General features: G+C 67.0%; 15 protein-coding genes. 9 read left to right on the forward strand and 6 right to left on the reverse strand.

Going from position 1 to position 13,494, the window contains the following annotated elements; genetic code table 11:
• The first annotated feature begins 18 nt into the window (after positions 1-18).
• From NO876_RS10680 to NO876_RS10710, 7 genes are all read left to right on the forward strand, one after another.
• Entirely contained in the window at positions 19-678 is a 660-nt protein-coding gene (locus NO876_RS10680) for a plastocyanin/azurin family copper-binding protein (RefSeq protein ID WP_256421656.1), read from the forward strand.
• Positions 679-680: 2 nt separating this feature from the next.
• Positions 681-1,067: a DUF7318 family protein gene (locus NO876_RS10685; protein WP_256421657.1), complete on the forward strand. Its 387-nt coding sequence runs from the start codon at positions 681-683 to the stop codon at positions 1,065-1,067.
• A 2-nt stretch (positions 1,068-1,069) separates the two neighbouring features.
• The gene (locus NO876_RS10690) at positions 1,070-1,864 is read left to right on the forward strand and encodes a cytochrome b (RefSeq protein WP_256421658.1); all 795 of its coding nucleotides are present in this window, start codon (positions 1,070-1,072) and stop codon (positions 1,862-1,864) included.
• Between the two features lie 4 nt (positions 1,865-1,868).
• Complete coding sequence (locus tag NO876_RS10695; RefSeq protein ID WP_256421659.1) at positions 1,869-2,636, forward strand: cytochrome b family protein; 768 nt, start codon at positions 1,869-1,871, stop codon at positions 2,634-2,636.
• 177 nt (positions 2,637-2,813) lie between these two features.
• Positions 2,814-3,251, forward strand: a complete 438-nt coding sequence (locus NO876_RS10700; RefSeq protein WP_390276501.1) for a DUF7315 family membrane protein — start codon at positions 2,814-2,816, stop codon at positions 3,249-3,251.
• The gene (locus NO876_RS10705) at positions 3,244-3,519 is read left to right on the forward strand and encodes a DUF7314 family protein (protein WP_256421660.1); all 276 of its coding nucleotides are present in this window, start codon (positions 3,244-3,246) and stop codon (positions 3,517-3,519) included. Before NO876_RS10700 ends, NO876_RS10705 begins: the two co-directional genes overlap by 8 nt.
• 117 nt (positions 3,520-3,636) lie before the next feature.
• Positions 3,637-4,083: a DUF7313 family protein gene (locus NO876_RS10710; protein ID WP_256421661.1), complete on the forward strand. Its 447-nt coding sequence runs from the start codon at positions 3,637-3,639 to the stop codon at positions 4,081-4,083.
• A 62-nt stretch (positions 4,084-4,145) separates the two neighbouring features.
• On the opposite strand, the gene NO876_RS18035 is transcribed toward NO876_RS10710, so the two are convergent.
• From NO876_RS18035 to NO876_RS10740, 6 genes are all read right to left on the reverse strand, one after another.
• Positions 4,146-4,904: an NAD(+)/NADH kinase gene (locus NO876_RS18035; protein ID WP_256421662.1), complete on the reverse strand. Its 759-nt coding sequence runs from the start codon at positions 4,902-4,904 to the stop codon at positions 4,146-4,148.
• Between the two features lie 128 nt (positions 4,905-5,032).
• Positions 5,033-5,947 carry an alpha/beta fold hydrolase gene (locus NO876_RS10720; RefSeq protein ID WP_256421663.1) on the reverse strand — a complete coding sequence of 305 codons (915 nt, stop codon included), beginning with the start codon at positions 5,945-5,947 and terminating at the stop codon, positions 5,033-5,035.
• A 47-nt stretch (positions 5,948-5,994) separates the two neighbouring features.
• Positions 5,995-7,347 carry a methylmalonyl Co-A mutase-associated GTPase MeaB gene (gene meaB / locus NO876_RS10725; protein ID WP_256421664.1) on the reverse strand — a complete coding sequence of 451 codons (1,353 nt, stop codon included), beginning with the start codon at positions 7,345-7,347 and terminating at the stop codon, positions 5,995-5,997.
• Positions 7,347-7,778 (reverse strand): cobalamin B12-binding domain-containing protein, encoded by a 432-nt coding sequence (locus NO876_RS10730; RefSeq protein WP_256421665.1) that lies wholly within the window; start codon positions 7,776-7,778, stop codon positions 7,347-7,349. The genes meaB and NO876_RS10730 overlap by 1 nt, the downstream gene beginning before the upstream one ends.
• A 51-nt stretch (positions 7,779-7,829) precedes the next feature.
• The gene (locus NO876_RS10735; RefSeq protein ID WP_256421666.1) at positions 7,830-9,314 is read right to left on the reverse strand and encodes a GAF domain-containing protein; all 1,485 of its coding nucleotides are present in this window, start codon (positions 9,312-9,314) and stop codon (positions 7,830-7,832) included.
• Between the two features lie 190 nt (positions 9,315-9,504).
• Positions 9,505-11,319: a S9 family peptidase gene (locus NO876_RS10740; protein ID WP_256421667.1), complete on the reverse strand. Its 1,815-nt coding sequence runs from the start codon at positions 11,317-11,319 to the stop codon at positions 9,505-9,507.
• A gap of 127 nt (positions 11,320-11,446) precedes the next feature.
• On the opposite strand from NO876_RS10740, the gene NO876_RS10745 reads away from it, so the two are divergent.
• Positions 11,447-12,487: a thiamine pyrophosphate-dependent dehydrogenase E1 component subunit alpha gene (locus NO876_RS10745; protein ID WP_256421668.1), complete on the forward strand. Its 1,041-nt coding sequence runs from the start codon at positions 11,447-11,449 to the stop codon at positions 12,485-12,487.
• Positions 12,484-13,491 (forward strand): alpha-ketoacid dehydrogenase subunit beta, encoded by a 1,008-nt coding sequence (locus NO876_RS10750; protein ID WP_256421669.1) that lies wholly within the window; start codon positions 12,484-12,486, stop codon positions 13,489-13,491. Before NO876_RS10745 ends, NO876_RS10750 begins: the two co-directional genes overlap by 4 nt.
• Positions 13,492-13,494: the final 3 nt, after the last annotated feature.

Below are 13,494 nucleotides of genomic sequence, written 5' to 3' on the forward strand. Positions count from 1 at the left end.
ATCCTGACGTCAGCCTGTATGAAGAGGCGGGACTTTCTGCGAGCAGCAAGCGTCCCTGCTGCTGCCACGACGGCCTCTGCCACCGCCGGACTCGGCGCCGCTCAGGAGACGGAGACGTCTGGCGGGACAGCCACCGGCACGGCAACTGGGACCGCGACCGGCACTGGGACTGGAACCGGGACGGAAGCCGACTCGGGCGGCGGAGGCGGCGAGACCGTCACGGTGACTGTCGGGCCGGGCGGCTCGCTCGTGTACGAACCGGGGACTGAGGAACCGCTACAGATCGCTCCGGGAACGACCGTCGAGTTCGTCTGGGACTCGGACAACCACAACATCGTCGTCGACAGCCAACCGGAGGACGCCGGCTGGGAGGGTCACGAACCGATCGAGAACACCGGGTTCACGTACTCGCACACCTTCGAGACGCTGGGGACCTACGAGTACTACTGTGACCCACACGTGAGCGCCGGGATGGAAGCGACGATCGAAGTCGTCGAGAACCCCGAACCAGCGGGCGGCGGGGGCGGCGGCGAGAAGGAACTGCACGACCTCGGCGTCCCGATCCACGCTCACTGGGTCGGTGCGGCGACGATCCTCGGGATCCTCGTGACGGTCATATTCACGTTTTACGTCCTGAAATACGGTGAATCACCGCACACCGGAACCGGGAGGAACTGACAATGTCATCGAGTGGCAGTACCTACGGCGACATCCACCGCTACGAACCGGCCCGCGAGAGCACCGCCGCGGCGATCGCGATCGTCCTGCTCACGATCATCGAGGTCGTCTTCGTGTTCCTGTTCACGTTCGGCCTCATTTCGGGGTGGGGACTGAGTGACACGGGGAACATGTACCTCGGCGCCGTGCTGGCCGTGATCTTCATCGACCTGGCGTTCATCCTCGCGCTGTACCGCAAGGAGTTCCTGCCGGACGTCGTCATCGTCAAGAAGCGACGTCGCAAGTGGGAGGACCTCTACATCCGCGAGGACGAGGTCGACGGCACGCCGTTCGCTGACGGCGCGTGGGACCACGTCAAGCGCGCGATCTACCCGTACTACAAGCGATAACAATGAGTCTCGAAAAGAAAGACGACTACGATCACAAGGGCTGGATGAAAGAGAAGGAGCTGACTCCCGTGGAGTCAGCCTTCCTCACGACGCTCATCTGGCTCGACAAGCGGCTCCGCATCGTCGACTACCTGGAGCTGATGGAGACCCTCTACTACCGGGTCAATCTCCAGATGCCGAAAAGTCACACCGAACAGTACAACCTCGACAACAAGTTCTGGTACTGGTACCCACTGTACACGCTGGGGCTGTTCTCGACGTTAGCGTACGTCGTCGCCGCGATAAGCGGCGCGTTGCTCGGGTTCTACTACTCCCCGGCGACGACGGGCGACCCGTCGACGGCGTACAACTCCATCGCGTTCATCATGCGCGACCTCCAGTTCGGGTTCATGCTCCGGTCGATCCACCGCTGGGCGGCGCAGGTGATGGTCGCGGCGGTGTTCCTGCACATGCTCCGGGTGTACTTCACCGGGGCGTACAAGGAGCCCCGCGAGTTGAACTGGCTCATCGGCATCGTCCTGATCAGCCTGACGATGGTGTTCGGATACACCGGCTACCTGCTGCCGTGGGACCAGCTCGCCTTCTGGGCGGGCCAGATCGGCGTCGAGATGTCGCTGTCGATCCCGCTCATCGGCGAGTGGATCGCCCAGCTCCTGTTCGGCGGCTTCTCGCTGAGCCAGGCGACGCTGCAACGGATGTACATCCTCCACGTGTTCCTGCTCCCGTTCGTGGTGACGGCGCTGATCGCCATCCACATCGGCATCGTCTGGGTGCAGGGCATCGCGGAACCCCACTAAACCAATGACCGACGAAGACACCACCACCGACGACGACGTCCGCGCCGACGGCAGCGGCATCGTCGCGCCGGACGACGAAACGCCGACGTGGCGCGAGCGCAAGGAGCGTACGCAGGGGCTCTCACAGCTCACGTACGAGTACTTCGAGCGCGCCCGTCGAGAAGACCAGGACCTCAGACAGGAGTCCGACTACGTCGAGCGCGACGTCCTCGCGTTCCCGACGTGGCCCCACGAGATCATTCGCAACCTCGCCATCGCGAGTTTCTTCGTGGGGATGCTGCTGTTCCTGTCGGCGACGCTCCCGCCCCACATCGGCGACCCCGCGAACCCCTCGAGCACGCCGGCGATCATCCTGCCGGACTGGTATCTCTACTGGTCGTTCGGCCTGCTCAAACTCGGCCCCCTCAACCCCGAGCTGTCGATTCTCGGCGGACAGAAGCTGATGGCCGACCGGACCTACGGCGTGCTTGCGAACCTCGTCGTCGTCGGCTTCGTCGCCATCGTGCCGTTCCTCAACAAGGGGAGCGCGCGCCGGCCCGTCGAGCAGCCGTTCTGGGCGGCCGTCGGCGTCGGTGGCGTCATCTTCGCGTTCACGATCAGCATCTACTCCGCGAAGAACCTCCTGCCGATGAACGTCCACCTCGCGTTCGACCTGACGTTCCTGCTGCCGATCGTCGGCGGGTTCATCACCTGGGCGGTCCTGAAGACGATGCGGGAGGGGTACATGTACGACCTCAACCGCAGGTACTACCGCTTGCGCCCGCCGAAGTAGACGGTAGTCGCCTGCGAACGTCCCGCGTTCCCGTTCCGCTTCTCGCGTTTCGACTCGATCACTCTTTCATTGCCGGTGTTCCGCGCCTAGGATTCCGGTGACCCGCCGTGCTCACACCGAACGGGCCCCCGCGTCAACACGGAAAAGTCCATGGTGCGTCGGATCGTACCCCCGACGATGACCGATACCGAGCCGACGACGGCAGGGACGTCGAACGAGCCGGACCCGGCCGCACCGGACGACTCCGCCGGGGAGGCGTCGGGCGAGACCGGCGACCGAGAGCGTCGCGGCCGCGACGTCGTCGTGCCGATGCGACTCTACAAGACCGTGACGGTGTTCTCGACGCTCATCGCCGTCGTGAGTGTCGTGTTCGGGTTCATGCTCCTCGACGCCGCGACGCTGAGCGTGAGCTTCCTCGGGAACTTCGTCCGCGGTGCGCTCGCCGCGGTCGGACTCGGCGTCGCCGACGGCATCTTGAGTACCGTCTTCGCCGTCGTCGGGCTCTCGATGATCGCTTTCGGTGCCGGCGTGTACGTGATCGGGACGCGCTTTCGCGCCCGCGGAATGGGAAAGTCTCAAGAGGACTCCGGCGAAGAATCAAGTAACGATGGCTGACGAGTTCGTCAAAGGACTGGGCATCTTCACGGGTGCGGGGCTCGCGTGGATGGTGCTCGCGGGGTGGTACCGAACGCCGAGCTTCGAGAGCGAGCAACAGCTCGTCTCTCCGGTGTCGCTGGGCGAGTCCGCGACGATGTTCGACACGCTCGGTGTCTTGCTGATGGACATGTTCTTCTGGTTCACGATCATCGGCGCGCTGACGTTCTGGGTCGGGATCCCCGTGATCCGGCAGGCCCGCGAGGCGATCGAAGAGCGCGCGCAGTAGCGATTTCACAGGCGCCCCCGGATTTTTCACCCCATCAGTGCCCGGTTCGGTCCGGAGCGTCCGCCGTCTCGCGGCGGATTGGAAAAACTCTAATGAGTCCTGTCCCCATCGTCGTGTATGCAACCGCTACAGTTCCTCGTTCCGCTCGACGCGCTGGAGGCACTCGCACCCGTGCTTCCGTTCGTCGTCCTCGGCTTCGTTGTCCTCAACATTCTGACGCGCCTGTTGCAGCATCGTAAACACGCGGCACAGGCGGACGACAGCGACGACGACGCGGTCCAGCGGTGGTTGCCGCATACCCTGACCACGCTGGGAATGGTGTTCGCGTCGTTCCTCTTTATGATCGTCGCGCCGCACGGCGGAATGGTGATGTCGGTGCTCGCGCTCTCGGTGTTCGTCTCGGACTTCTTCGAGTTCGAGTCCCGGCGCGTGGAGGCAAGCTCGAAGAGCAAGGACCTCGAACGACCGACCGCAGCCATCGGAGCTTCCGTGTTCGCACTGCTGTATGCGGGCTATCAGAGCTTCTTCTTCCTGATCGAGCCGCTCTGGAACTCCATCATCTGACCGAGCGGAGAACCCAATGTTTTGATCGGAGTCGAGGCACCGAAGACGGACGGGTGAGGGGGTCACCGACCGCCGATCGACTGCGGACGGACGAGCGAGAGTTCCCGGTCGATACCCACTTCGACCGGCGTGTGCGGCGGTACTGACTCGATGGCGACGCTGTCGTCGAGGCGGAGTACGACCTCCGCCTCGTCGCGCTCGACGGTGAGTCTGACCGGGGACCGAACCACCCAGTTGTCGGTGTGCATCGCGTAGGGAGACACCGGAACCGTCACGAGGCCCGTCTCGGGTGCGAGAAGCGGACCGCCCACGGCGCGAGCGTACCCCGCACTCCCGAGGGGTGTCGCGACGACGACGCCGTCAGACCGGACGCTCTCGGTCCATCCGTCGGGCGATTCGATACCGTACTCGGAGATGCGCGCGGGCGCGGACGTCATAAGCGTCACGTCGGCGAGAGCGGACCCTGCAGGCTCTCCGGCCACTCTGACGTCGACGATCGGGTGTGGCACGGTCTCGTATCGCCCCCGCACAGCGGCGTCGACGGCCGTCGCCACGTCCTCGGACGCCAGGTCGTACCGTCCGGTTTCCGTCTCGACGGGAACGATCGGCCGATCGATCGGGGCCGAGGCGAGTGTGAGCAGTGCGGATTCTCCCACGGCGAACACGACGTCGGGGTCGACGTCGACGCCGCGGGCGGTCGCGTCGACTCGGGTGACCGACACGCCGTCGCGTTCGGCGACCGCATCGACGACGGCGTCGCTCGTCGAGCCACGGCCGCGTACGAGGATGGAACGGCCGTTCGTCGGCGAACCCTCACTCACGGGTGTGCCACCCTCCGGCCCCGTCTCCGCTGATTCGGCTCGGCTTCGAGCATAGTCGGTCGGTGCGTGGGAGAGGAAAAAGACCCAGCGGTTCAGCGCGAGCGTCTCCTCGGTCGTGTCACTGACCCTCAGATCGCGTCCCGGATCACGTCGAGGGCCTGCTCGGGGAACTCCACGTGGGGGAGCAGCTTCGCGTCGTCGATCACGACGAGTCGGCAGTCGGACGCCGCCGCGAGGTCGCGCCCCCGTTTCAGCGGCGTGATGTCGGCCTCGCGACCCCACAGCAGCGTCACCGGCACATCCATCTGCGAAAGCGTCTCTTCGAGGTCGATGTCCGCGTTGAGAAAGCCGCTGACGAACGACGCGGGCGCGTAGCGGGCGTTCGGCTGGTGGGCGGTTCGCCACTCGTAGTCCATCCACGACTCGCTCACCCGGTCCATATCGTAGTAGCCGTGGTCGGCGTTGAAATACCGGATCGACGGCTTCGACGCGAGCAGGTTGAAGAGCGCCTCGCCGACGAGGGGCGACCGGAGGAGCTCGCGAGCGAGGAGGTTGCGGTCGGGACCGCCGCGCTCGGTCGGGCAGATGAGGACCACGGACGCGAGATCCAGGTCGTCCGCGACCGCCGTGAGGTACGCGCCGGTCAGCGAGGACGCAACCACGGACGGGCGGTCGAACTCGGAGGCGAAGTCGCGGACGAACTCCTCGTACAGCGTCGCGGAGTACCGAAGCGGCGGCCGCTCGGAGGTCCCGAACCCCGGGAGATCGGGGGCGACCACGTGGTAGTCGTCGGCGAGGTCCTCGAAGACCGCGCGGAACTCGCCGCTGGAGCCGGCGGCGTTGATCCCGTGCAGGAGGAGGAGATCCGGGTCGTCGGGGTCGCCGGCCTCCGTGTAGCGGACGTCGATTCCGTTCCACTCGAACGTCCGATGGGTCCCCGAAAGCGGCGGCTCCAGTTCGGGCGTTCGTCGTCGTAGTGCGGCGTTCGCGAGGGCGACGGCTCCGGTTCCGATCGCGAGTCCGGCGAGAGCGCGGCGGCGCATAATCGAATTAGGGTCGGGGGACGCTTCAGCCTGCTGGCACCGCCGGCTCACTTGCGGGTGGGCTCGTCGACGTGGGCACGTTCCGCATCGTCGGCGTCGGCACGTTCTGCACTGTCGGCGTCGGCACGTTCCGCGTTCTCACCGCTTTCGACGTTGCCCTCGACGCACTCCCGCACCGGCCCGACGATCGACGTGGCGACCGTGTACGGATCGGTCTCGCCGTCGAGGACGCGCCGTGCCAGCGACTCGATGCCGCCGCGTCGACGGACCTCCGCTTCCAACAGCTCGTTCCCGTCGCTGCGGACGAGCCGCCGGATCTCCTCGCCGATTCGGTCGAGCGCCCGCGTCTCGCCGTCACCGGACGTCCGGAGGTACGCGGCGTGTGCGTCCAACGCCTCGACGAGCTCGCCGATCCCCGACCCGGTGGTCGCGACGGTCTCGACGACCGGCGGCCGCCAGGGTTCGGGGGACGTCCCAGCGGCTGCTTCGCCGCCGCTACCGTTGGTCTCTCGCTCGCCGCTATCGTTGGGCTCTCGCTCGCCGCTATCGTCGGCTTCTCTATCGCCGCGATCCACCGTCTCCGTGCGGTGTGCGGACGACTCGTCACTCTGGGTTCCGGTGCCGTGGTGACCGCTGATCGACCCCGAACCCGGCCGGTCCCCCGCGATGCGTCGACCCCCGTCCCGACGCTGGATCATCTCCTCCAGTTCCGCGACGGTCCGCTCGACGCCGTCCATATCCGCCTTGTTGACGACGAAGACGTCGCCGATCTCTAATATCCCCGCCTTCAGCATCTGGACATCGTCGCCGCTGCCCGGTTGGACGAGCACCGCGACCGTGTCTGCGGTGCGGACGACGTCGACCTCGCTCTGGCCGGCCCCGACGGTCTCGACGACGATCACGTCCTTGCCGAAGGCGTCGAGCGCCGTGATGGCGTCCGTCGTCGCCGTCGACAGCCCGCCGAGCCGACCCCGCGTGCTCATCGAACGGACGAACACGTCCATGTCGCCGACGGTCGAGGCCATCCGGATCCGGTCGCCGAGGACCGACCCGCCGGAGTACGGCGAGGAGGGATCGACGGCGATGATCCCCACCGTGTCGCCGCGCTCGCGGTAGGCGCTCGCCAGTTTGTCCACGAGCGTGGACTTCCCCGCACCGGGGCTGCCCGTCACCCCGACGACCGCCGCGGAGCCCGCGTGGCCGTAGAGCCGCGAAACCAGGTCGCGGTGTCCCGGCTCCCGGTTCTCGATCCGCGTGATGACTCTGGCCAGCGCGCGGTGTTCCCCGGCGAGCAGCGACTCGACGAGGTCCTCGTTACGCGCGACCGTCGACGGATCGAGGGGCGGTTCCGCCGGCGGATCGAGCGGGCGCTCCGCCGGGTTGGCGTCGGATCGGTCCATCACCCGCGGCGCGGGGCGTTCTCCCGCACGAACTCGACTGTCTCCTCCATCGGCGTCCCGGGGCCGAAGACGGCCGCGACGCCCATCGAGTGGAGGTCATCGCGGTCCGCCTCGGGGACGATTCCGCCGACGATCAACAGCGTGTCGTCGAAGGCCCCGTACTCCTTCAGCCCCTCGACGACCTTCGGGACGAGCGTGTTGTGCGCACCCGAGAGAATCGACAGGCCGAGCACGTCGACGTCCTCCTGGACGGCCGCCTGTACCACCTCCTCCGGCGCGCGGTGCAGCCCGGAGTAGACCACCTCGAAGCCGGCGTCCCGGAACGCGCGGGCGATGACGTGTGCACCTCGGTCGTGGCCGTCGAGTCCCACCTTCGCGATGAGACACCGGACCGGACGGTGTCTGTGTGCTCCCTCGGCGTCGGCGCTCATAGCTGACGCTTGGGTACCCGTCCGTTTGGTTCTACCGCCGGCGGTCGGCGATCAGCCACGAGCGCTACCGTGATCGAGGGCGTCGAGAAGCTCCACCGTCTGATCGATGTAGATCCCGTAGGCGCACTCGGCGGTCCCCGGGGGCGACACCGGAACGACGCTGAGTGCGAACTCCCGTGCCGTGTCGTCGCCGCCCGTCCGGTCGACGGTTTCGGTCGTGACCGTCCCCGTATCGAGCGCGGATGCGTACTGTCGGCGTTCAGTATCGCTCCGCACCACGTCCGCGAGGGGCTCTCCCGGTTCGATTTCGCCGAACAGCTCGGCGTAGGCTCGGTTGACCTCCCGGACGGTCGTGGCGCGATCCCGCCGCTCGACGTGAATCGCCGGGACTGGCAGTTCCCCGAAGAACGCGTGGAGCCGATCCCGTTCCGTGCGGAGGGTCACCTCCCGTTCGATCCGTTCGAGCGCCTCGCGCGTGTATCCCGCGAGGATCTCGACGAACTCCCTGTCCCGTTCGTCGAACGCGTCGCGGTCGGCCGAGGCGACCTGGATCACCCCGTGTCCGCCGATCGGGACGCTCAATCCCGCGCGGAGGTCGTCGTCTTCGGGAATCGCGTCCGCGTCCGACTGTATGTTCTCGACGATCTCGGACTCGCCGCTCGCGAGCGTTCGACCCGCGATTCCGTCGGTAACGTCGGAAGTCTTTAGCTGCGATTGGGGCAGCGTCGCCGCCCGCGGAACGAGCCGTTCGCCCTCGACGAGGAGGACGACGCAGTAATCGAACGCCAGCGCGTCGGTCGTCGCCTCGAGGGTGCGTTCGACGACGGCGTCGACCGTCTCGCAGGCGGTGATATCCTCGGCGTAGTGGCTCAACGCGGTCAACCGCGCGTTCGACTCGCGGAGATCGTTTCGCGTGTGATCCCACTGCAGTTCGGCTCGAATCCGGTCGATCAGCTCTTCGATGGAGTCCTCACCGCCGACGGCGTTGTCGATGCGTCCGATCACCGGCGGTTCGCAGACGATGGTCGTGACCGCTCCCTCTTCGATGAGGGCTTCGATCAGTCGTCTGTCGTCGCCGAGGACGACGACGCAATCGAGGGTCGGCCCGAGTTCCGAGACGTACTCCGTCGCCGTCTCGCCGCAGCGGATCACCACCTCGGCGTCGAGTTCCTCGTCCAGTACGGCGAGGACTTCCTCGGGATCGCAGGATCGACCCGTTTCGTCCTCCTCGGCCGCGGTCGAGTCAGCGCGATCCGACGGTCCCGTCCGGTCGGTCCCGCCCGAGTGCTCCGCCCCCGAGGTCTCATCGACGTCGTCACCCGTCCCCTCGGGCTCGGATCCCGAACTCTCACCGCGAAGGAACGAACCACTGCGGTCCGTCATCTCGTCTCCGGAACGCTCGTCACGATCCCGGATCTCTCCCACGTCTGATTCGGCCGTTACGTCGTCCTCGCTACGGGAGTCTGCTGTCTCAAGACCGTCGGTCATCGCCGGAACGACGACCAGCACGCGTCCCCCGGCAGGATCTCCCGTCATACTTCTGTCCCCTCGAACGTCAGTACACTAATACGTTTGGTTCCTTGAGTATTCCCCTCAATCGGTCGTAGATACCGTGTGGTACCACCGAACGAGTTCGTCTCGCGGACGGAGTTCGCTGCCGTGCTCGAATGATAGTAACGTCGGAGGGCGGCGTGGGACTCCCCTCCGATGGCGATCGTCGGTGCCGTCACGCCGGTTCGTCGACGTGCTCGGCGAGGAACTCGACGATCGACTCGTACGCGCGGATCCGATTCTGGAGTTTCGTGAACCCGTGCCCCTCGTCCTCGAAGACGAGTTCGCGGACCGGGACGTGCTCGCTCGCCGCCTCGACGAGCTGGTGGGCCTCCGAGACGGGGACGCGGGGGTCGTTCTCCCCGTGGAGGACGAAAAGCGGTGCGCGGATGTCCCCGATGGTGTTGAGCGGCGAGATCGACTCCAGGAACTCGCGGTCGTCCTCCAGTGAGCCGTACTCGGCCTCGCGGAGTTCACGTCGCCACTCGCCGGTGTTCTCGAGGAAGGTCACGAAGTTCGCGATACCGACGATGTCGATCCCGGCGGCCCACAGGTCGGGGTACTCGGTCATCGCGGCGAGCACCATGAATCCGCCGTAGGAGCCGCCCATCGCGACGATTCGATCGGGATCGACCGCCGGATGGTCGTGGAGCCACTCGACGGCGGCCTCGACGTCCGCGACCGAGTCCATCCGCTTTTCGACGTCGTCGAGGTGGCCGTAGGCCTTCCCGTAGCCCGCGGAGCCGCGGACGTTCGGCTCGAAGACGGCGTAGCCGTTCGCGAGGAAGTACTGCGTGACCGCGCTGAACGAGGGTCGACGCTGCGACTCCGGCCCGCCGTGGATGTCGACGATCACCGGCGTCTCGCCGTGTCCCGTGTCGGTCTCCGGCAGCGAGAAGAGCGCCGGGATCTCGCGGCCGTCGAACGTCGGGTAGTGGACGAGTTCGGGCTCGACGAAGGAGTCCCGCGGGATCCCGGCGGTCGCCGCGCGCGTCCACCGCTCCGTCGCTCCGGTGTCGGCGTCGACGACGTAGACGTTCGCGGGGTCGCCCCGCCGCGTCACCGTGACGGCGAACCGCTCCCCGTCGGAGTCGAAGGCGACGCCGCCCGAAACGCCCTCGGGGAGGTCGGGCGTCGTCGCCCCCTCGATCGTGCCGCTGTCGACCAGGTCGCCGACTGTCAGTTCGGTGTAGCCGTCGACGTTCGTCGAGTAGGCGATCCGCCCGGACTCGTCGTCGACGGCGACGCCGTCGATCTCCCAGTCGGGATCTTCGACGGCGAGCGAGAACTCGCCGGTCTCGACGGCGACGCACCACAGGTCGAGCGTGTCGCTCTCGCGGTCGGAGACGAGGTAGACGTGCTCGCCCTCGGGCCCCCACTCGGCGCTCTGGAAGCGGACCGTGCTCTCGTGCGGGGTCAGCTCCGTCGTCTCACCGGTCTCGACGTCGAGGACGGCGACGTCCTGGTCGAAGTTCGAGTACGCCTCGGTCACGAGCAACCGCGAGTCGTCGGGCGACCAGCCGCCCAGCGTCAGCCAGCCGTCGCCCTCGGCGACGAGTTCGGCGTCCTCTCCGGTCGCGTCGCGGGCCTGTACGTAGACGTCGAAGACCGACTCGTCGCGGCGGTTGGCCGCGAAGGCGAACCGCTCGCCGTCGTGGCTCCACCCGCCCCACCGGTGCTTCGCGTCGAGCGAGCCCGTGAGGTTCGTGATCTCGCCGGTGGGGACGTCGTACCGGAACAGTTGCTGGCGCTCGTTGCCGCCCTCGTCCATCCCGAAGGCGAACTCCTCGCGCTCGGGCGACCACGACACGAACGTCACGCGCTCGTCGAAGAACGTGCGCTGTTCGGGCCACCCGCCGGGTTCGGCGACGGTCCAGACCTGCGGGACCCCCGTCGTGTCCATCAGGAACGCGACGCGGTCGTCGTCGGGAGAGAAGGAGGGACCGTAGGCGCTCCGGACGTTGAGGTAGCGCTCGATGTCGTGGGGCATACCCTCTTCTTCGCCGGATGCGGATGAAAGCGTTCGGGTAGTCTCGGTGGGATACAGCCTCGCTGCCCCCGTCGTATAAGGAAACGAGAGAAACATTCATTGTGTGAGATTGAGACTACCGTACTGTATGTCATCAATTTCGATTGAGGATACCGACGGGAGGAGAGAGATCCTCCGCCGGATGCTGACGATCAGGGAGTTCGACAGCACCGCGGGCGACCTCTTCGCCGACGGGGAGATCCCGGGGTTCGTTCACCTCTACATCGGCGAGGAGGCGGTCGCCGTCGGCGCCTGTGCCGCCTTAGACGAGGAGGACTACATCACGAGTACCCACCGCGGCCACGGTCACTGTATCGCGAAGGGGCTCGATCCGAATCGGATGATGGCCGAGCTGTTCGGTCGGCGCGACGGCTACTGCAACGGCAAGGGCGGATCGATGCACATCGCCGACGTCGAGGCGAACATGCTCGGCGCGAACGGCATCGTCGGGGCCGGGCCGCCGCTGGCGACCGGGGCCGCGCTGACGAGTCAGTTCAAGGGCGAGGATCGGATCGCGCTCGCGTTCTTGGGCGACGGGGCCGTCGCGCAGGGACAGGTCCACGAGGCGATCAACCTCGCGGCGACCTGGGACCTCCCGGCCGTCTTCCTCGTCGAGAACAACCACTTCGGCGAGGGGACGCCCGCCGACGAACAGCACAACATCGAGAACCTGAGCGAGACCGCCGAGTCGTACAACATCCCGGGATTCACCGTCGACGGGATGGACGTCACGGCCGTGAACGAGGCCGTCGCGGAGGCCCGCGAGCGAGCACGGAACGGCGAGGGTCCCACGCTCATCGAGGCCGACACGTACCGCTACCGCGGTCACTTCGAGGGCGATCCCGAACCCTACCGCGACGAGGAGGACGTCAAGCACTGGCAGGAGCGCGACCCGATCGACACGTTCGCCGAGCGACTCATCGACCGCGGCGACCTGACCGAGGCGGAACTCGAGGAGATGCGCTCGGAGATCGCCGCGGAGATCGAGGCGGCGGTGGAGTACGCTCGCGACGCGGACCTCCCCGACCCCTCGGAGGCCTACGACGACATGTTCGGCGAACCGGTACCAGAGATCGAGGAGTTCGCGAGCCGGCTCCGGGCCGACGGAGCGGGAGGTGATTCACGATGAGCACGCAACCCGAAACCGCATCCAGCGACCGAACCGAGACGCTGACCGTCCGCGAGGCGATCCGCGCGGCGCTTCGCGAGGAGATGGAACAGGACGAGGACGTGTTCGTGATGGGCGAGGACGTCGGGAAGTTCGGCGGCGTCCTCGACGTGACCGACGGCCTCTTCGAGCAGTTCGGCGGCGAGCGCGTCCGCGACACGCCCATCAGCGAGGCCGGGTTCGTCGGGGCGGGCGTCGGCGCGGCCGCCACCGGCTCCCGACCGGTCGTCGAGGTGATGTTCTCCGACTTCCTCGGCGTCTCCGGCGAACAGATAATGAACCAGATGGCGAAGATGCGCTACATGTTCGGCGGGAAGATCGAGATGCCCGTCACTATCCGGACGACAGAGGGCGGCGGGATGGGCGCGGCGAGCCAGCACTCGGGGACGCCGCACACCTGGTTCGCGCACTTCCCCGGGCTGAAGGCCGTGACGCCCGGCACCCCGGCGGCCGCGAAGGGGCTGCTCAAGTCCGCGATCCGCTCGAACGACCCGGTGTTCTTCTTCGAGAACAAGATGATGTACGAGCAGTCCGGGGAGGTACCGACCGACCCCGGCTACACGCTCCCGATCGGCGAGGCGAGCGTCGAGCGCGAGGGCGAAGACGTCACCGTCGTCGCGACCCAGCGCCTCGTCGGCGAGTCGCTCGACGTCGCAGAGGACCTCGCCGGCGAGACGAGCGTCGAGGTCATCGACGTCCGCTCGCTGTACCCGCTCGACACCGACACGCTCGCCGACAGCATCCGGAAGACCGGCCGGATGGTCGTCGCCGACGAGAGCCCGATCTCCTACGGCGTCCACGCGGAGATCGTCACCCGAATGGTCGAAAACGAGTTCTTCAGCCTCGACGCGCCGCTGCAGCGCGTCGGCGTGCCGGACACGCACATCCCGTTCAGCTCGCCGCTGGAGGACGAGGTCGTCCCGGACGGCGACGACGTCCGCGACGCGATCAGCCAGGTGGTCTGAGGG

The organism is Halobellus rarus, from assembly GCF_024494595.1.
Classification (GTDB): domain Archaea; phylum Halobacteriota; class Halobacteria; order Halobacteriales; family Haloferacaceae; genus Haloquadratum; species Haloquadratum rarum.

Bases quoted from the DNA above. Each gene is read 5' to 3' on its own strand.
- NO876_RS10680 (WP_256421656.1), top strand. From the start codon at position 19: ATGAAGAGGCGGGACTTTCTGCGAGCAGCAAGCGTCCCTGCTGCTGCC.
- NO876_RS10685 (WP_256421657.1), top strand. From the start codon at position 681: ATGTCATCGAGTGGCAGTACCTACGGCGACATCCACCGCTACGAACCG.
- NO876_RS10690 (WP_256421658.1), top strand. From the start codon at position 1,070: ATGAGTCTCGAAAAGAAAGACGACTACGATCACAAGGGCTGGATGAAA.
- NO876_RS10695 (WP_256421659.1), top strand. From the start codon at position 1,869: ATGACCGACGAAGACACCACCACCGACGACGACGTCCGCGCCGACGGC.
- NO876_RS10700 (WP_390276501.1), top strand. From the start codon at position 2,814: ATGACCGATACCGAGCCGACGACGGCAGGGACGTCGAACGAGCCGGAC.
- NO876_RS10705 (WP_256421660.1), top strand. From the start codon at position 3,244: ATGGCTGACGAGTTCGTCAAAGGACTGGGCATCTTCACGGGTGCGGGG.
- NO876_RS10710 (WP_256421661.1), top strand. From the start codon at position 3,637: ATGCAACCGCTACAGTTCCTCGTTCCGCTCGACGCGCTGGAGGCACTC.
- NO876_RS10720 (WP_256421663.1), bottom strand. From the start codon at position 5,947: ATGCGCCGCCGCGCTCTCGCCGGACTCGCGATCGGAACCGGAGCCGTC.
- meaB (WP_256421664.1), bottom strand. From the start codon at position 7,347: ATGGACCGATCCGACGCCAACCCGGCGGAGCGCCCGCTCGATCCGCCG.
- NO876_RS10730 (WP_256421665.1), bottom strand. From the start codon at position 7,778: ATGAGCGCCGACGCCGAGGGAGCACACAGACACCGTCCGGTCCGGTGT.
- NO876_RS10735 (WP_256421666.1), bottom strand. From the start codon at position 9,314: ATGACGGGAGATCCTGCCGGGGGACGCGTGCTGGTCGTCGTTCCGGCG.
- NO876_RS10740 (WP_256421667.1), bottom strand. From the start codon at position 11,319: ATGCCCCACGACATCGAGCGCTACCTCAACGTCCGGAGCGCCTACGGT.
- NO876_RS10745 (WP_256421668.1), top strand. From the start codon at position 11,447: ATGTCATCAATTTCGATTGAGGATACCGACGGGAGGAGAGAGATCCTC.
- NO876_RS10750 (WP_256421669.1), top strand. From the start codon at position 12,484: ATGAGCACGCAACCCGAAACCGCATCCAGCGACCGAACCGAGACGCTG.